Origin of the sequence: Pseudomonas sp. Kh14 (assembly GCF_900291005.1) — a bacterium.
Classification (GTDB): domain Bacteria; phylum Pseudomonadota; class Gammaproteobacteria; order Pseudomonadales; family Pseudomonadaceae; genus Aquipseudomonas; species Aquipseudomonas alloputida.
On the sequence record NZ_OLKJ01000010.1, the window covers coordinates 53,827 to 72,399 of the forward strand.

The window sequence follows — 18,573 nt, forward strand, 5'->3', positions numbered from 1 at the left end:
ATAGGCGAAAAGGAGTATTGGGGTGTCGAGTACCGATGATGATGACCTGGCAGGCGTCAAGGACTGGTGGAGCCGCAACGGCAAGCCGCTGCTGACCGGTGCATTGCTGGCTGGCGTGGTGGTGTTGGGCTGGAATACCTGGCACAAATACCAGAACAACCAGTCGCAAGGTGCCTCGCAGTTGTATCAGGCGTTGATTGAAACCAGCCTGACACCGACCGGCCAGCCGGACGCCACCAAGGTCGCGGAACTGGCCGGCAAGCTCAAGAGCGAGTTTGGCGGCACCGCTTACGCCCAGTACGGCAGCCTGTTCGTGGCCAAGGTCGCGGTTGACAGCGGCAAGCTCGATGACGCCGCAGCCGAGCTGAAAAGCGTGTTGGACAATCCGGCCGACGTCACCCTGGGCGAGATTTCGCGTCAGCGTCTGGCGCGCGTACTGGCAGCCCAGGATAAGGCCGAGGATGCCCTCAAGCTGCTCGACGGTGACGCCGATAAAGCCTTCCTGGCAAGCCGTGAAGAGTTGAAGGGTGACCTGCTGGTGCAGCTGGGTCGCACCAACGACGCCCACAGCGCTTACGAAAAAGCCAAGGCCGCGCTGTCCGATGACGCGGCGGTCGGTGGCCTGCAATTGAAGCTGGATGACCTGGCTAAAGGGGACGCGTAAGTGATCGGTTGGAAACATGCAGCAGTGCTGACCCTGGCCGTACTGGCCGCAGGTTGCAGCAGCAACAGCAAGAAGGAACTGCCCCCGGCCGAGCTGACCAAGTTCACCGAGGAAGTGGTGCTGAAGAAGCAGTGGAGCCGTTCGATCGGTGATGGCCAGGGTGAAACCTACAACACCCTGGTACCGGCCATCGAGAACGACCGTATCTACGCTTCCGACGTCAACGGCGAAGTCTTCGCCCTCGACCGCATTACCGGTGACGTGGTGTGGAAGAAGGACCTGGAGCTGCAGGTTTCCGGTGCAGTTGGCGTAGGCTATGGCCTGGTCATGCTCGGTACCCTCAAGGGTGAAGTCATTGCCCTGGACTCGAGCACCGGTGAGGAGCGTTGGCGCTCGCGCGTGACCAGCGAAGTGCTCGCCCCACCTGCCAACAACGGTGACGTGGTGGTGGTGCAGACCCAGGACGACCGCCTGATCGGCCTGGATGCCGCCACTGGCGACCGCCGTTGGATCTACGAGAACTCCCCGGCCGTGCTGACGCTGCGTGGTACCGGTGCGCCGATCGCCACCAACCGCCTGGCGGTTGCCGGCCTGTCTACCGGCAAGGTAGTGGCGGTGGATATCAACAACGGTGTGCCGGTGTGGGAAAGCCGCGTGGCCATCCCGAAGGGCCGTTCCGAGCTGGACCGTGTGGTTGATATCGACGGCGGCTTGCTGCTATCTGGTGGTACCCTGTACGTCAGCACCTACCAGGGCCGTGTAGCGGGCCTGGACCTGGAAAGCGGCCGCGAGCTGTGGCAGCGCGATGCTTCCAGCTATGTGGGTGTTGCTCAGGGCTTCGGTAACGTCTACGTCAGCGAAGCCTCGGGTACCGTGGAAGGTGTGGATGAGCGCTCTTCCAGTGCCCTGTGGAGCAACGACAGCATGGCTCGCCGCCAGTTGACCGCCCCTGAAGTGTTCAGCAGCTACGTGGCTGTGGGTGACTTTGAAGGTTACCTGCACCTGCTGAGCCAGGTGGATGGCCGCTTCGTCGGCCGTGAGCGCATCGACAGCGATGGCCTGCGCGCCCGCCCACTTGTGGTCGGCGACACCATCTATGTCTTCGGCAACAGCGGCAAGCTCGAGGCACTGACCATCCGCTGAAGCTATGCTTGAAGCCTTGGCGGGCTTCAAGTCGCGGCGTACACGCCGCCCGTACTCCGGCCGCTGCCTTGCAGCGGCCTTTGCATTTTCAAGAATTCGAGAGTGGAGAGCCGATGGTTCCCGTAATTGCCCTGGTGGGCCGCCCGAACGTCGGCAAATCCACCATGTTCAACCGCCTGACCAAGACCCGCGATGCCATCGTCGGTGACCTGTCTGGCCTGACCCGTGACCGCCAGTATGGTGATGCCAGCTGGCAGGGTCGTTCCTTCATCCTGATCGACACCGGTGGTATCACCGGTGACGAAGTGGGCATGGACGAAAAAATGGCCGAGCAGTCGCTCATGGCCATCGAAGAAGCCGACTATGTGCTGTTCCTGGTTGATGCCCGAGCGGGCATGACCGCAGCAGACCAGATGATCGCCGAGCACCTGCGCAAGCGGAACAAGGCGGCGATCCTGGTTGCCAACAAGATCGACAACATCGACCCCGACGTTGCACGCGCCGAATTCTCGCCAATGGGCATGGGTAACGCCATTCCGGTGGCGGGCTCCCAGGGCCGTGGTATCAACGCCTTGATGGAGGCCGTGCTCGGTCACCTGCCGCGTGATGCCGAAGACGAGGCCCTCGAACAGGACGTCGCTGAAGGTGAGGAAGCCGTGCGCATTCCTGGCCCAAGCGAGAAGGATGGCATCAAGATCGCCATCATCGGCCGCCCGAACGTTGGCAAGTCGACGCTGGTCAACCGCATGCTCGGTGAAGAGCGAGTGGTGGTCTACGACGAGCCGGGCACCACCCGTGACAGTATCTACATCCCGTTCGAGCGCGATGGCGAGAAGTACACCTTCATCGACACCGCCGGTGTGCGCAAGCGAGGCAAGATCCACGAGGAAGTCGAAAAGTTCTCGGTGGTGAAGACGCTGCAGGCGATCAAGGACGCCAACGTCGTGATCTTCGTCATGGATGCCCGCGAAGGTGTGGTCGACCATGACCTTAACCTGCTGGGCTTCGCCCTTGAAGCCGGTCGCGCCATCGTCATTGCCCTGAACAAGTGGGATGGCATGGAGCCGGGTGAGCGCGCCTACGTGAAGACCGAGCTGGAGCGCCGGCTGTTCTTCGTCGACTTTGCCGACATCCACTTTATTTCCGCGCTGCATGGCACGGGCGTGGGCAACTTGTACAAGTCGGTACAGGCTGCATTCCAGTCCGCGGTCACTCGCTGGCCGACCAGCCGCCTGACGCAGATCCTCGAAGATGCCGTGAGCGAGCACCAGCCGCCGATGGTCAATGGTCGCCGCATCAAGCTGCGCTATGCCCACCTCGGCGGTGCCAACCCGCCACTGATCGTGATCCACGGCAACCAGACTGACAGCATTCCCAAGTCGTACTCGCGTTACCTGGAAAACACCTATCGCCGCGTGCTCAAGCTGGTCGGTACGCCGATTCGTATTGAGTACAAGGGCGGCGAGAACCCGTATGAGGGCAAGAAAAACACCCTTACCGATCGCCAGGTCAACAAGAAACGCCGCCTGATGTCGCACCACAAGAAGGCCGAGAAGAAGCGTCGCGACAAACGCTAAGTAGCGCCATGTGGGGGCGGGCAAGGCCGCCCCCACAGACGCCCTTTGATCCAGAGCAATCCCCCTATTGTTTCAACCTTTTTCCTGACCGCTCGATCCGCTATGCTCGGACTCCACCCCGTGCCGGATATACCCCAGGAAAGAGGGCTCCATGATCCGCAGCAAACTGCCGAATGTCGGCACGACCATCTTCACTACCATGTCCCAGCTCGCCGTGCAGACCGGCGCGCTCAACCTGTCCCAGGGCTTTCCTGACTTCAATGGCCCGCAGGCCCTGCTCGATGCAGTGGGCCGGCACGTGGCTGCCGGGCATAACCAGTATTCGCCGATGACCGGCCTTCCGGCCTTGCGCCAGCAGGTAGCGGCCAAGGTCGAGCGGCTGTATGGGGCCAGGGTGGATGCCGATCAGGAAGTGACTATCACCCCCGGCGCCACCGAGGCTATTTTCTGTGCCATCCAGGCGGTGGTGCATGCCGGTGACGAAGTGATCGTCTTCGACCCCTGCTACGACAGTTACGAGCCGTCCGTGGAGCTGGCCGGGGGCCGCTGTGTACATGTGCAGTTGAGCGACGGCGATTTCCGTATCGACTGGCAGAAATTCAGCGATGCTTTGAGCCCGCGCACGCGCATGGTCATCCTCAACTCGCCACACAACCCCAGCGGCGCGTTGATCACCCGCGAAGACCTCGACCAGTTGTCCGCACTTATTGCCGACCGCGATATCTACCTGGTCAGCGATGAAGTGTACGAGCACTTGGTCTATGACGGCGTACGCCACGCCAGTGTGCTGGCCCATGAGCAGTTGTACTCCCGTGCCTTCGTGGTCAGTTCCTTCGGCAAGACGTACCACGTTACCGGTTGGAAGACCGGTTACGTGATCGCGCCGCCTGCCCTGAGCGCCGAGCTGCGCAAAGTGCACCAGTACGTCAACTTCTGTGGCGTGACGCCGCTGCAGTGTGCCTTGGCCGATTTCATGGCCGGGCATCCCGAGCATATTGATGAGTTGCCGGCCTTTTACCAGGCTAAGCGCGACCTGTTCTGCGGTTTGCTGGACGGCTCGCGTTTCAACTTTACCCGCACGACGGGCACTTATTTCCAGCTGGTGGACTATTCGCAAATCCGTCCTGACCTGAACGATGTCGATATGTCGCTGTGGCTGACGCGTGAGCACGGCGTGGCGACCATCCCGGTATCGGTGTTCTACCAGCAACCCATCCCCGAGCAACGCCTGGTACGCCTGTGCTTTGCCAAACGAGAGGAGACGCTGCGTCAGGCAGCGGAACGACTATGCGCGATCTGAGTAAACTGCCGAACCTGAAAGTCGCACTGGTGCAAACCACCTTGGCCTGGCACGACCGCGAGGCCAACTACGCGCACTTCGAGGTGCTGCTGGAGCAGGTGGGCGAGGTCGACCTGGTGATCCTGCCGGAAATGTTTACCACCGGTTTTTCGATGCAATCGGAAAGCCTGTGCGAACTGGAGAACGGTCCGACCTACAAATGGCTGAAGGCGCAGGCGAAGAAGCATAACGCGGTGATTACCGGCAGTGTGATCATCCAGGCCGCCGATGGCAGCCACCGCAACCGCCTGTTGTGGGCGCGGCCGGACGGCGAGATTCTGCACTACGACAAGCGCCACCTGTTCCGCATGGCCGGTGAGCACAAACATTACACCCCAGGCGAGCGGCAGGTGCAGTTCGAGCTCATGGGCTGGCGGATTCGCCCGCTGATCTGCTACGACCTGCGCTTCCCGGTGTGGAGCCGTGACGCCCAGGACACTGACCTGCTGCTGTACACCGCTAACTGGCCGGCGGCGCGTCGCCAGCACTGGAACCGCCTGCTGCCGGCGCGGGGGATCGAGAACCTGTGCTATGTGGCGGCGGTGAACCGGGTGGGCACGGACGGTAAAGGCTTTGCTTATTCTGGTGACAGCCAGGTGCTGGACTTCCAGGGTGAGAGCCTGCTCAGTGCCGGGGAGGCGGACGGGGTGTTCACTGCAGTACTGAGCGCGGCGGAACTGGCGGCGTACCGGGCCAAGTTCCCGGCCAACCTGGATGCCGATACCTTCGAGCTGCACTGACAGCAGGCCCGGCCCTTTCGCGGGTAAACCCGCTCCTACACAGATTGGTGGTGGACACACATCGGTGGTTGGGCACGGGCCCCCGTAGGAGCGGGTTTACCCGCGAAGAGGCCGGCCCTGCTGGCTAATTTCCACCCGCTGTTCACCGTTGCCACCGCCACCGTATTCGCGGGTAAACCCACGCCTACCCCGGTGGTGGACACACATCTGGGGTTGGACACAGGCCACCGTAGGAGCGGGTTTACCCGCGAAGAGGCCAGCCCTGCTGGCCAATTTCCACCCGCCGTTCACCGTTGCCGCCGCCACCGTATTCGCGAGTAAACCCGCTCCTACACACCGGTCAATACACATCCCGCCGATACCGCCCATCCTCGATCAACTGCTGTACAGCAGCTTCACCCAGCATGCCGTTGAGCGCCGCATCCACCCCCGCTGCCATGCCTTGCAGGCTGCCGCAGACATACACGCAAGCCCCGTCGGCCACCCAGCGTTTGAAGTCCTCGGCCTGCTCCAGCATCACGTCCTGCACATACACCTTCTCGGCCTGATCGCGTGAGAACGCCAGGTCCAGCCGTGCCAGGTCGCCGTTGTCCAGCCAAGCTTGCAGCTCATCGCCACACAGCAAGTCATGCGCCCGGTTACGCTCGCCGAACAGCAGCCAGTTGCGCTGCTCACCGGCATTGACCCGCGCGCGCAACAGGCTGCGAAGACCCGCCAGGCCAGTGCCGTTGCCGATCAGGATCATCGGCGCAGCAGCCTCAGGCAGATGGAAGCCACTGTTACGCCGCAGGCGCAGGCTCAAGGTGCCATTCATTGGCAGGTATTCCGTCAGCCAGCCAGAGCCCAAGCCAAGGCTGCCGTCGGGGTGGCGTTCCTGGCGCACGATCAGCTCCAGCACACCATCGCTGGCGATCGAGGCGATGGAGTACTCGCGGCTACCGATTGGCACCAGTGCATCGACCAGCGCTTGTGGCTGCAAGCCGATCAGGTGGTCGCGTCGCGTCGGCAGTTGGCGGCCAGCGAGTGCCTGGGCAAGGGTTTCGCTCAAGCCATTGACCTGCACCTGGCTGCTGGCGTCCAGTGCCATGCCCTTGAGGAACGCGTCGATCCGTGGCTGCCCATTCAGCGGCAGTACCTCTACCAGATCGCCGGCTTCCCAGCTCGCAGGTTCTGCAGCCTGCAGGCCAAGCAGGTAAACCGGTTGGCCTTGGCTGCCGGGATTGAGCAGTTCGCGGCGCACCAGCGACCAGTTGGCAAAGGTTGGCGGCTGCCAGGCGGCCACCGGCTGGACACCGGTCAGTTGCGCCAGCTCCTGCTGCCATTGCTGCAGGGCGGCCTGGTCGGCGTTGTCCACTTCCACCGGGCTGAATGCACTGCTGGCACCGCGCTCTCCCAGCCACGCCTGTAGGCGACGAGCGAAACCGCAGAAGTGCGGGTACTGACGATCACCGAGGGCGAGCAGGGCATAGTTGAGGTTGTTGAGTGCCCAAGGCTGGCCGAGTACCTTGCGCTCGAAGGCGCGAGCGCTGTCGGGCGCTTCGCCGTCGCCGAAGGTACTCACCACGAAGAGCGCGCGATGTGCTTGGCGCAGGTCGTTTTCACCCAGCTCGGCAAGGGCGCGAACCTGAACGGGCTGGCCAGCTGCCTGCAACTGCTCGGCGCTCTGCCAGGCCAACTGTTCGGCAAAGCCACTCTGGCTGGCAAAGCCGATCAGCCAGCCGTCGCCATTGCCGCTGTTGGCGACGTTGCCACGTGCTGCGCGCACCTGACGTTTCTTGCGGCGGCGGTCGAGGTACAGCAGCCAGCCGGTGACGAAGAACAACGGCATGGTGAGGCTGGCGATGGTGACGATGATGCGCCCCGGCAAGCCGAAGTATTCGCCGACGTGCAAGGCGTATACGCTCTGCAGCAGCTGCGCCTTGAATGACTTGTCGGTGTAGCGCTCGTGCTTTTTAACCTGGCCGGTGGCCGGGTCAAGGATCAGGGTATTGAAGGCACGTGGGTGCGCGGCGTTGTCGAGCAGGTAGAACAGGTTGGCCGGCTGACCGCCAGCTGGCGGCAGGCGCAGGTTGTAGGTGGACAGGCCCGGGCCTGCGGCGTCCTTGAGGTTGGCCCAGATGGCGTCGTAGTCCACCACCAGCGGCGGCGCATTCTTGTCGACTTTTTGCGGCCCGTGCCGGCCACGGCCTTCACCACGTTTTTGCTGCTGGCCCGCAGCCGGCGCGTCGGCCAGCAGCCTGTTCAGGCCTTCACGGTACCACTCATAGGACCAGAACAGCCCGGTCAGGGCGAACAGAAGATAGAAAAGCAGGCACCAGGTGCCGGCAACGGCGTGCAGGTCCCAGTTGAAGGCGCGGCCTTTCTTGGCCCAGTCGAAGGTCAGCCAGGTGCGCCAGTCCAGCGCTTTACGCGGCCAGCGCAGGTAAAGGCCGGACAGGCAGAAGAACACCAGCATCAGGGTGCAGGCCCCGGTGATTTGCCGGCCAGTATCGCCCATGGCGAGGAAACGGTGCAGCTTGAGCATGAGGTTGAAGAAGCCTTGCCCGGCCGCTTCGCCCTTGAGTTCGCCGGTGTACGGGTCGGCATAGCGCAGCTCGCCACGGCGTTCGCCCGGCGCGGGCATGAAGAAGATCCGTGCAGCGTTGCCTTCGCGCACGTCGACCCACAGCATCGACACCTTGTCCTGTTGCTGGGCTTCGACCCGCTTAACCAGCTCGGCCGGCGGTAGCACGCCTTCGGCGCGTACTTCTACCTTGAGTACATCGGCATTGAATGCGCGCAGCAGTTCTTCCTGGAACGAGTACAGCGCCCCGGTAATGCCCATCAAGGCCAGCACCAGGCCAGCGGTGATGCCAAAGAACCAGTGCAATTGGAACAGCGTCTTCTTCACCACGTTTCTCACCTTGAGTTGCTGCCGCGGCCAGCGCGGCGTGCATTATGCCTTGATACGCAAAAGCCCCGCTCACTGGAATGAACGGGGCCGGATGGGCTGCTTTTCGTGTTGTCTGTGCAGGCCTCTTCGCGGCTAAAGCCGCTCCTGTACCGGCAACGCAGGAGCGGCTTTGGCCGCGAAAGGGCCGACACAGGCGCAGCCCTCCAAAAGATCAACCCAACCCAGACATCAGAAGTGCACGCTGGTGGTCAACAGCGCCGTCCGCCCGGCCGCCTGGTTGGCGAAGTGGGTAGAGAAGGCCTTGTCGTAGTACACCTCGTTGGTCAGGTTCTGCACGTTCAGTTGCAGGTCGACGTTCTTGGTCAGCTTGTAGGCGGCCATGGCGTCGTAGCGTACGTAGCTGTCGACCATGGTGGTGTTGGCCACGCTGCCGTACACGTCATCCACGTAGAACGCACCACCGCCCACGGTCAGCTTTGGCGTGATCGAGTAGGTGGTCCACAGGCTGGCGCTGTTGTTCGGCGTGTTCGGCAGCTGATTGCCGTCGTTGGCCTTGCCCAGCGGGCCGCCGTCGATCTGGCGAGCCTGCATGTAGGTGTAGCCGGCAAACACCTGCCACTTGTCGGTGAGCTTGCCACTGGCGGACAGCTCGATACCCTGCACGCGGGTTTCGCCGACGTTCTCGTAGGTAGTGGTGTCCACCTGGACGCGGGCGTTTTCCTTCTCGGTGCGGAACAGCGCAGCGGTCAGCGACAGGCGCTGGTCGAGCAGGTCCCATTTGGTGCCGATTTCGTAGTTGGTGGTTTCTTCCGGCTCCATGTCGCTGGCCAGCAGGTTGCCGTTACGGTCCGGGGTGCCACCCAGCGGGTTGCCTTCGGTACCTTCGCCGAGCATGGCGCCTGGTGGCGTTGCGGAGGTGGCATAGGAGACGTAGATGCTGCCGTTTTCGGCCGGCTTCCACACCAGGCCCAGCTGGCCGGTGACGAACTCGCTGACATCTTTGCCTTTGGCGGTGGTGGTGCCGGCGGCGTTGTAGGTCTTGTAGTCGGTGTCAAAGTGGTCGTAGCGCAGGCCCATGTTGACCAGCCACTCCGGGGTAAGCTCCAGGGTGTCGAACACGTAGATTGCACGGGTCTTGCTGTTGGTGGTGGTGCCGGCATAGTTGCGCGAGATGGCACCGTTCCACGGATCATCCGGGTTCGGGTTGCTCAGCGAAGTGCAGTTATAGCCACTGGTGGCGCCGATCATGCCTGGGGTGCAGTTGCTGTTGGCAGACCCGCCTGGCACGGTGTCGGTATCGACGGTGTAGCTTGAGCGCTCGCTCTCTTCACGGCTCAGTTCGATACCGGTCGAGAAGCTGTTTTTCATCCCGCCAACGTAGAACTCGCCGAACAGATCGGTCTGGTTGGTGGTAGTGGCGGTGTTGCCGACACGGGTGTTGGCGCGGCGCCAGACACTGCCGTTGTTGACGTTGCCCTTGCTGTCGTCGGGCTGGGTCAGGATGTAGTCCTGCATGCTGTTGCCGTGACGCAGGGTGTTCTTGATGGTCAGCGAGTCGGTCAGGTCGTGCTCGACGGCGAAGGTTGCGATATCCACTCGGGTCTTGCGGAAGTCGCGGCCGGTCAGGCCATAGAAGTTGTCACTGTCGCCGCCATCATTCGGCTTGCTCGGGTGTGCCGAGGTGCGCCCGGCGCTGCCGTTGGTCGGGATGGTGTAAGGGATGCCCGAATCCGGCAGGTCGTCGCTTTCCAGGTGGTAGTAGTCAAGGTTGACGCGGGTCGGCGTGCCCAGGCCAAAGGCCAGCGACGGGGCGATGCCCCAGCGGTCGTAGTTGACCTTGTCGCGGCCGGCGACGTTGCTTTCGTGGGTCATCAGGTTCAGGCGACCGGCGACGGTATCGCTGAACTGGTAGTTGCCATCGAAGGTGTAGCGCTGGGTCTGGTCGCTGCCCCAGGTCCAGGCGCCGTCCAGCGAGTTGCCCAGATGCGCGCGCTTGCTTACCAGGTTGATGGTACCGCCGGCCGCGCCACGGCCACCGATGGCCGAGTTCGGCCCCTTGGCCACTTCAACAGATTCGATGGCGAAGATTTCGCGGGTTTGGGCGCCAGTGTCACGTACGCCGTCCAGGTAGGTATCGCCCTGGGCGTCGAAGCCGCGGATGAACGGGCGGTCACCTTGCGGGTTGCCGCCTTCGCCAGCGCCGAAAGTAATGCCGGGCACGGTGCGCAGGGCATCCTGCAGGGTCAGGGCGTTGGTGTCCTTGATCACTTGCTGCGGGATAACGGTTACCGAGCGCGGGGTGTCTACCAGCGGCGCGGTGTACTTCTGCGAGGCGGCCTTCTCCACCTTGTAATCGGTGCTGGCTTGTTCAGCCTTGCCGTTGACGCTGGTGGCATCGAGGGTGATGGCGCTGTTGGCGGCCGGATCGGCGGCATATACCGACGAGGCACTCAGGGCGACACCGATGGCAGACACGATCAGGCGTGGCGAACTCACAGCAGATGGTACGTACTGGCGCATTGCAAAGAACCTTCCCCAAGGTATTGAGGCGGTGGATCTTAATGTAAGCAATTTTGACTAACAATTGAGAGTCGTTACCATTCGTGAAGAATTTACAATCTTTACAATTTGTCTTTACGGTTTCATGCCGCTGAAACGTCTTAAGCGGCGAATGGGGCTTGTGTAGCGTAAAAGGGAATCAATATCATTGAGCCTTTACATTTCCTAACGGTGCTGTTGCCATGCTGCTTCACATTCCAGGCCTGTTCGACGCTGATGAACTGGCCCGTATCCGCGAGGCGCTGGAGGGGGCCGACTGGGCCGATGGCAAGGTTACGGCGGGTTATCAGTCGGCCAAGGCCAAGCACAACCTGCAGCTGCCGGAAGGCCATGCACTGGCCAAGGAAATCGGCACTGCGCTGATCGACCGCCTGTGGAAGACCCCGCGCTTCATGTCGGCAGCCTTGCCGCACAAGGTGTTCCCGCCGCTGATCAACTGCTACCGCGATGGCGGCAACTTTGGTTTCCACATCGACAATGCCCTGCGCCAGCCCAAGGGCAGCCCGGAGCGGGTGCGTACCGACCTCTCTTCCACGCTGTTCCTCAGCGACCCGGAAAGCTACGACGGCGGTGAGCTGGTGATCCAGGACACCTATGGCGTGCAGCAGATCAAGCTGGCCGCCGGTGACATGGTGCTGTACCCCGGCACAAGCCTGCACAAGGTCAACCCGGTGACCCGTGGCCAACGCTATGCCGCATTCTTCTGGACCCAGAGCCTGGTGCGCGATGACAGCCAGCGGGCGCTGCTGTTCGAGATGGATAATGCCATCCAGCAACTGACTGCCGATGTGCCGGACCATCCTTCGCTGTTGCAGCTGACGGGCACCTACCATAATTTGCTGCGCCGCTGGGCTGAGGTCTGAGCCGTGTCCTACCTGCTGCGACGTGAGGAAGTGGTGGATGTGGCCGGCTTGCAGGCCATGCTCGAGGAAACCCCCGGCAAGGCCGCCCAGGCGATTCTGGCGGCAGCGGGGCAGGGCGTGGTCGAGGCGCAGTTGCTGCTGGGGCAGATCCTGCTGGATGGGCGTGGCATCCAGCAGGATGCCACCGTTGCCCGGCGTTGGTTCGGTATCGCTGCACAGAGTGGCAGTGCCATGGCGCACAACATGCTCGGGCGTTGCCTGGAGCATGGCTGGGGCGGCGAGGTGAGCTTGGCGCAGGCTGCCGTTCATTACGCCCGTGCGGCCGACTCCGGGTTGGACTGGGGCCTGTATAACCTGGGCAACCTTCTGGCGACCGGGCGTGGGGTGCCGGCCAATCAGGTGCAGGCACTGATGTGCTACGAGAAGGCTGCGCAGCTGGGGCATGCCAAATCGATGAACCTGTATGGGCGTTACCTGGAGCAGGGCATTGCCACGGCGCCCAGCCCGGCGCGGGCGGTGCGTTGGTATCGGCGGTCGGCCGAGGCGGGGGATTTTCGTGGGATGTTCAGCCTGGCGCTGGTGCTGGTCGAACGCGGCCAGGTGGCTGAGGCCGCGCCTTGGCTGGAGCGGGCGCGGATCGAGGGCAACATGAACTTCCTGCGCGCTGCACTGGTGACCTTGCAGGAGGCGGGGCCGGTGCTCATGACCTTTGCCGGGCGCTATGCCGAGGAGATCGAACGGCGTGGTGAGTGAGGTTGACTGTGCTGGCCAATTTCCACTGGCCGTTCAACGTTGCCGCCGCCACCGTATTCGCGGGTAAACCCGCTCCTACACACGCATCGGCGGTTGGGTACAGGCCGTCGTAGGAGCGGGTTTACCCGCGAAAGGGCCGGGCCTGCTGGTCAATCTCCACCCGCCGTTCACCGTTGCTGCCGCTACCGTATTCGCGGGTAACCCCGCTCCTACACACGCATCGGTGGTTGGGCGCAGGCCGTTGTACGGTTTACCCGCAAAGAGGCCAGCACCGACTGCACGCACATGAAAACGGGGCCTTGCGGCCCCGTTGTGCATTACAGGTAGTAAGCCTTCAGCGGCGGGAAGCCGTTGAATTCCACTGCGCTGTAGCTGGTGGTGTAGGCGCCGGTCGACAGCCAGTACAGGCGGTCACCGATGGCCAGGTTCAGCGGCAGCCCGTACTTGTAGTTCTCGTACATGATGTCGGCGCTGTCGCAGGTCGGGCCGGCGATGACCACTTCCTCGGCTTCGCCTTTCTTCTCGGTCCAGATCGGGAACTTGATGGCTTCGTCCATGGTTTCGATCAGGCCGGAGAACTTGCCCACGTCGGTGTAGATCCAGCGCTCGACGGCGGTACGCGACTTGCGTGCGACCAGCACCACTTCGCTGACCAGGATGCCGGCGTTGGCGATCAGCGAACGGCCAGGCTCGAGGATGATTTCCGGCAGTTCGTCACCGAAGTCTTCCTTGAGGAAGCGGATGATTTCCTCGGCGTAGGTTTCCAGGCTGTTGGTACGGGTGATGTAGTTGGCCGGGAAGCCACCACCCATGTTGATCAGCTTCAGTTCGATGCCGTCTTCTTCTTTCAGGCGTTCGAAGATTACCTTGACCTTGGCGATGGCGGCGTCCCACACGCTGATGTCGCGTTGCTGCGAGCCCACGTGGAAGGAGATGCCGTATGGCACCAGGCCCAGGTCGCGGGCGAGGATCAGCAGGTCCATGGCCATGTCGGTCTGGCAGCCGAACTTGCGGGACAGTGGCCAGTCGGCAGTGGTGGAGCCTTCAGTCAGAATACGCACATACACTTTCGAGCCCGGTGCGGCCTTGGCGATGTTGCGCAGGTCGGCTTCCGAGTCGGTGGCGTACAGGCGCACGCCCTTCTCGTAGAAGTAGCGGATGTCCTTGGACTTCTTGATGGTGTTGCCGTAGCTGATACGGTCGGCGCTGACACCGCGGCCCATCACTTTGTCCAGCTCGTAGATCGAGGCGATGTCGAAGCTCGAACCTTTCTCTTTGAGCAGGTCGATGATTTCAACGGCCGGGTTGGCCTTGACCGCGTAGTAGACCTTGGCGAATTCGAAACCGGCGCGCAGGTCGTCGTACGCCTGGCTGATCATCTGGGTGTCGATGAGTACGAACGGGGTTTCCTGCTTGTCAGCGAACGCCTTCATTTTCTGGAAGGTTTCACGCGCGAAATAGTCTTCGACCTGGATCGACATGCTCAGGGACTCCATGGGCAAACTGAAAGATTAAGTGGCTGCAAACTGAACGTCCTCCGTATCCCCACTTTGGTTCGCCTACTCAGTACTTGAGCCGGATGGATCGTTTCCAGCATGGACGTTCGGCGCGCACTTTAGGGCGTGAAGAATGCAGAATCAACAGGCAATCCGGGCGTGATCGACGTGGATCGACGACCAGCCATTTGAATAACCGACTCGTGTGACCGGCTGATGTTCCCTGCGGTCTTTCAAGCGTAAAAAATTGTGGAATGGAGCGTGTTGGGCCCTTCGCGGGCAAGCCCGCTCCTACAGGGGATACGCGTTCCATGTGGGAGCTGGCTTGCCCGCGAAAAGGGCGGAGGTGTTCATATTTATGGCCACATTTTCCTGGTACCCCCGTACAGGAAATCGCCCATAAATTTTTTGTTACCGACTGGCGGATTTGCTGCTTTTGATGCGAAACATTACTATTCGCACCCTTGTCTGCCTCCCTGATGACCCCGACCGTGTCCGGACACAAAGGCTTCCTCGACCACTACCATGAGCTGATCGGCACCTGGACGCGCAAGCTGCGCAGTCGTCAGCAGGCCGAGGACCTCACCCACGATGCCTTTGTTCGGGTACTGGAAACCCCGCGCGAGCAGGTTGAGCAGCCACGCGCCTACTTGCATCAGGCTGCGCGCAACATCGCTGTGGATGGCTTCCGTCGCGAAGACCGCCGCCAGGCCCTGGAGCGGGAAGCCTTCGAAGAAGGCGCAACCGGCAGTGGCGACCCGGAAGCCTACGTGCACGCCCTGGAGTTGGCCGACAGCGTTGAGCGGGCGCTTGCCGAGCTGCCACTCAACTGCCGGCAGGTGTTCATCTGGCAGAAGCTCGAAGGCCTGACCCAGGCCGAGATTGCCGAGCGCATGGGGTTGAGCAAGAACATGGTCGAAAAGTATATGATCCGCACGCTTCGGCACCTGCGTGAGCACCTGGATGTGTCGGCATGAAGAGTCAGGAGGCCTTTTCGATGAAACAGCACGGTACCGATGCCGTCCGCGAGCAGGCGGCCGCATGGTTCGCCCGCGTGCAGGATGCACCTCGGGATGCCGGGCTGCACAAGCAGTTGCATGCCTGGTTGGCGAGCGACGAGCACCACCGGGAAGAATATGAGCATCTCTGCCGCGTGTGGCAGGCCGCCGACTTCATTCCACGTCAGCACCTGGAGGCGCTGTGCCAGCCAGACCCGGTGCAGAAGCTGCCACGACGGCGTTTCATGCGCCAGGCGTTGGCCGCCAGTGTCGCGGTAGTGGCGCTGGGCCTGGGCTGGGGCGGTTGGCACCACCTGCAACTGAACCATCAAGGCAGCCTGCAGACGGCCTTCAATGAGCGCCGTCAGATCGAACTGCCGGATGGCTCGCATCTGGAGCTCAATGGCAACACGCAGTTGCAGGTCGAGTTCAGCGCCGGCCAGCGGCACGTGCGCCTGAACGCCGGGGAAGTGATGTTCAGCGTCGCCCATGACAGTAACCGGCCGTTTGTGGTCGACACGGCCCAGGGCAGTGTGATCGTCACAGGTACCCGCTTTGACGTCCGCCTGGACCCAGCCAGCACCCGTGTGGCGGTGGAACAGGGGTCGGTGCGGGTGCAGGGCAAGGGTGCCTCTCTGGCGCAACTGACGGCCGGGCAGGGGTCGCATATCGATGCACAGGGCCTGGTCGCCGCACCCTATGCGGTCAACACCGGCGCCATGACCGCATGGCGACAGGGCAAGCTGCTGTTCGACAACGCAACCCTCGCCGAAGTAGTGGCCGAAACCTCGCGCTACCGTAGCCAGCCATTGCGGGTCGCCCCTGGGAAAGTCGCGCGGCTGCGCCTGTCCGGCACCTTCAGTACCAACGATACAGACGCTTTGCTGCGGGCTTTGCCGAGCATCCTGCCGGTGGCCATCAAGGCCCATGAAGACGGCTCCAGCGAAATAATCGCCAAATAGATTCAGGTTTTTTTTCACTCGTTCGTCTTCTTCGCCAGCTGCAACTGCCAAGCATTTCCATTTGCACGCGGTTGGCGTTTATTCCGCATTCCAGGATGTTTCGACGACGTGAACAACAACAAACCCTTCCCACGCTTTCGCGCCCTGGCGCTGGCCCTGGCGGTCAGCACCGTGGCCGTTGACAGCCAGGCCGCAGAGGCCGGCAATACCCTCCAGATCCAGGCCCAGCCGTTGGGTTCGGCGCTGAACCAGCTCGGCCAGCAGACCAGCCTGCAGCTGTTTTTCAGCCCCGAGCTGGTCGCCGGCAAACAGGCCCCGGCGGTATCGGGCAAGCTGGCGCCGGTGCAGGCGCTGCAACAGCTGTTGCAAGGCAGCGGGCTCACCTTCGAGGTGACCGGGGACACCGTTGTGGTGAAGCCACTGCCGACTACCCTTGACCTGGGCAGCGGCAGCCTGGAGCTGGCACCCACCGACATCAAAGTGGTCGGTGACTGGCTGGGTGATGCCCAGCAGAGCGTGGTACAGAACCACCCCGGGGCACGCACCGTGGTACGCCGCGAGGCAATGGTGGAGAAGGGCGCAATGAACGTGCGCGACGTGCTGCGCGGCATCCCAGGCGTGCAAGTGCAGGACTCCAACGGAACCGGTGGCAGCGACCTGTCGCTGAACGTGGGCGTGCGCGGCCTTACTTCGCGCCTGTCGCCGCGCTCCACGGTACTGATCGATGGCATCCCGGCCGCCTTCGCGCCGTATGGCCAGCCACAGCTGTCGATGGCACCGATTTCTTCTGGCAACCTCGACAGCATCGACGTCGTGCGCGGTGCCGGCTCGGTGCGCTACGGCCCGCAGAACGTGGGCGGCGTGATCAACTTTGTAACCCGGGCGATTCCGGAAAAGGCCTCGGCAGAGCTGTCCACCACCCTGGAGACCTCCCAGCACGGTGGCTGGAAACACACCGAGTCAGCCTTCGTCGGTGGCACGGCCGACAATGGCATGGGCGTGGCGCTGTTGTACACCGGGGTGAATGGCAACGGTTACCGTGAAAGCAACAACGGCAACGACATCGACGACGTTATCCTCAAGACGCATTGGGCGCCAACCGATGTCGATGAGTTCTGGCTCAACTTCCATTATTACGATGGCCGTGCCGACATGCCGGGTGGCTTGACCCAGGCCCAATACGACAGCAACCCGTACCAGTCGCTGCGCGATTACGATTACTTCGCGGGCCGGCGCAAGGATGTGTCGTTCAAATGGCAGCGGCAGCTCGATGATGCCACCCAGTTCGAAGTGCTGACCTACTACACCGACAGCTTCCGCGGCAGCACCATCGCCTCGCGGGACATGAAGACGTTGTCGTCGTACCCGCGCAACTACCACACCTTCGCCATCGAACCCCGTGTGTCGCGCATCTTCTTTGCCGGCCCAACCACCCAGGAAGTCAGTGTCGGTTACCGTTACCTGAAGGAAGCGATGCGCGAACAGTCGACTCGCCTGGCGCTGATCGACAACGTGCCGACGGTGACCCCGACTTCCGACGGCCACGTGTTCCAGGACCGCAGCGGCGGCACCGAGGCCAGCGCCTACTACATCGACGACAAGATCGACGTGGGCAACTGGACCATCACCCCTGGCGTGCGCTTCGAGCACATCAATACCGACTGGCGCGACCGCCCGGTACTGGACGCCAACAACCGCCCGGTAGCCGAGAAGAAGCGCAGCATCACCAGCAACGAGCCTTTGCCGGCACTGAGCGTGATGTACCACGTTTCCGATGCCTGGAAGGTGTTCGCCAACTACGAGACTTCGTTCGGTAGCCTGCAGTACTTCCAGCTGGGCCAGGGCGGTTCTGGCAACAGTACGGCCAATGGCCTGGAGCCGGAAAAAGCCAAGACCTACGAAATCGGTACCCGTTATGACAATGGCGGCTTTGCCGGTGAGCTGACGGCGTTCTACATCGACTTCGATGATGAGCTGCAGTACATCAGCAACGACGTGGGCTGGACCAACCTCGGTGCGACCAAGCACCAGGGCATCGAGGCTTCGGTGCGTTATGACCTGGCCGGGCTGGACCCGCGCCTGGACGGGCTGTCGGTGAGCGGTGGCTACACCTATACCCGCGCGACCTATGAAGGGGATATCCCGGGGTTCAAGGGCCGGGACCTGCCGTTCTATTCACGCCAGGTGGCCACTGCCGGGGTGCGTTACGCAGTTAACCGCTGGACCTGGAACCTGGACGCCTATGCCCAATCGAAGCAGCGTGCGCCGGGAACCGGGATCAATGCCGATGGCAGTTTCAATGGCGACTACATCACCGAGCCGAGTGCTGACGGGCAGTATGGCGATATTCCAGGCTACGTGACCTGGCATGCCCGTGGCGGTTATGAGTTCGGGCCGGACATGTCCAACCTGAAGCTGGCGGCGGGGGTGAAGAACCTGTTCGACAAGCAGTACTTCACCCGCTCCAGTGACAACAATGCCGGCCTTTACGTGGGTGAGCCGCGGACCTTCTACGTGCAGGCCAGTGTTGGGTTTTGATCGAGATTGCCGGGGCCGCTTTGCGGCCCTTCGCGGTCGGGTGTAGGA

At 62.3% G+C, this 18,573-nt stretch carries 13 protein-coding genes; 10 read left to right on the forward strand and 3 right to left on the reverse strand.

Annotated features, from left to right (window positions below; translation table 11 throughout):
- Positions 1 to 22 precede the first annotated feature (22 nt).
- The 5 genes from FQ668_RS03820 to FQ668_RS03840 all read left to right on the forward strand — a co-directional run bounded on the left by FQ668_RS03820 (position 23) and on the right by FQ668_RS03840 (position 5,463).
- Complete coding sequence (locus FQ668_RS03820; RefSeq protein WP_014589758.1) at positions 23 to 664, forward strand: tetratricopeptide repeat protein; 642 nt, start codon at positions 23 to 25, stop codon at positions 662 to 664.
- Positions 665 to 1,807: an outer membrane protein assembly factor BamB gene (bamB, locus tag FQ668_RS03825; RefSeq protein WP_003248513.1), complete on the forward strand. Its 1,143-nt coding sequence runs from the start codon at positions 665 to 667 to the stop codon at positions 1,805 to 1,807.
- 113 nt (positions 1,808 to 1,920) lie between these two features.
- Positions 1,921 to 3,384 carry a ribosome biogenesis GTPase Der gene (gene der / locus FQ668_RS03830; protein ID WP_014589759.1) on the forward strand — a complete coding sequence of 488 codons (1,464 nt, stop codon included), beginning with the start codon at positions 1,921 to 1,923 and terminating at the stop codon, positions 3,382 to 3,384.
- A 151-nt stretch (positions 3,385 to 3,535) separates the two neighbouring features.
- The gene (locus FQ668_RS03835) at positions 3,536 to 4,684 is read left to right on the forward strand and encodes a pyridoxal phosphate-dependent aminotransferase (protein WP_014589760.1); all 1,149 of its coding nucleotides are present in this window, start codon (positions 3,536 to 3,538) and stop codon (positions 4,682 to 4,684) included.
- Positions 4,672 to 5,463 (forward strand): amidohydrolase, encoded by a 792-nt coding sequence (locus FQ668_RS03840; RefSeq protein WP_014589761.1) that lies wholly within the window; start codon positions 4,672 to 4,674, stop codon positions 5,461 to 5,463. The genes FQ668_RS03835 and FQ668_RS03840 overlap by 13 nt, the downstream gene beginning before the upstream one ends.
- A 340-nt stretch (positions 5,464 to 5,803) precedes the next feature.
- On the opposite strand, the gene FQ668_RS03845 is transcribed toward FQ668_RS03840, so the two are convergent.
- Entirely contained in the window at positions 5,804 to 8,356 is a 2,553-nt protein-coding gene (locus FQ668_RS03845; protein ID WP_019436711.1) for a sulfite reductase flavoprotein subunit alpha, read from the reverse strand.
- A gap of 228 nt (positions 8,357 to 8,584) precedes the next feature.
- The gene (locus FQ668_RS03850) at positions 8,585 to 10,876 is read right to left on the reverse strand and encodes a TonB-dependent siderophore receptor (protein WP_014589763.1); all 2,292 of its coding nucleotides are present in this window, start codon (positions 10,874 to 10,876) and stop codon (positions 8,585 to 8,587) included.
- A gap of 221 nt (positions 10,877 to 11,097) precedes the next feature.
- Between FQ668_RS03850 and FQ668_RS03855 the strand changes: the two genes are divergently transcribed.
- Both FQ668_RS03855 and FQ668_RS03860 read left to right on the forward strand, forming a co-directional pair.
- A complete protein-coding gene (locus tag FQ668_RS03855; protein WP_019436712.1) occupies positions 11,098 to 11,778 on the forward strand; it encodes a Fe2+-dependent dioxygenase in 681 nt (226 codons plus the stop codon).
- Positions 11,779 to 11,781: 3 nt separating this feature from the next.
- The gene (locus tag FQ668_RS03860) at positions 11,782 to 12,531 is read left to right on the forward strand and encodes a tetratricopeptide repeat protein (RefSeq protein ID WP_019436713.1); all 750 of its coding nucleotides are present in this window, start codon (positions 11,782 to 11,784) and stop codon (positions 12,529 to 12,531) included.
- Positions 12,532 to 12,848: 317 nt separating this feature from the next.
- Here the strand turns inward: FQ668_RS03860 and FQ668_RS03870 are convergent, their stop codons facing one another.
- Positions 12,849 to 14,012: a type III PLP-dependent enzyme gene (locus FQ668_RS03870; RefSeq protein ID WP_003248498.1), complete on the reverse strand. Its 1,164-nt coding sequence runs from the start codon at positions 14,010 to 14,012 to the stop codon at positions 12,849 to 12,851.
- Positions 14,013 to 14,506: 494 nt separating this feature from the next.
- Here FQ668_RS03870 and FQ668_RS03875 point away from each other — a divergent pair, with 494 nt between their 5' ends.
- The 3 genes from FQ668_RS03875 to FQ668_RS03885 all read left to right on the forward strand — a co-directional run bounded on the left by FQ668_RS03875 (position 14,507) and on the right by FQ668_RS03885 (position 18,525).
- Entirely contained in the window at positions 14,507 to 15,004 is a 498-nt protein-coding gene (locus FQ668_RS03875) for an RNA polymerase sigma factor (RefSeq protein ID WP_012051258.1), read from the forward strand.
- 20 nt (positions 15,005 to 15,024) lie between these two features.
- Positions 15,025 to 15,987, forward strand: coding sequence for a FecR family protein (locus tag FQ668_RS03880; protein WP_026031847.1), 963 nt, complete (start codon positions 15,025 to 15,027; stop codon positions 15,985 to 15,987).
- A 108-nt stretch (positions 15,988 to 16,095) separates the two neighbouring features.
- Positions 16,096 to 18,525 (forward strand): TonB-dependent siderophore receptor, encoded by a 2,430-nt coding sequence (locus FQ668_RS03885; protein ID WP_014589767.1) that lies wholly within the window; start codon positions 16,096 to 16,098, stop codon positions 18,523 to 18,525.
- Positions 18,526 to 18,573 lie beyond the last annotated feature (48 nt).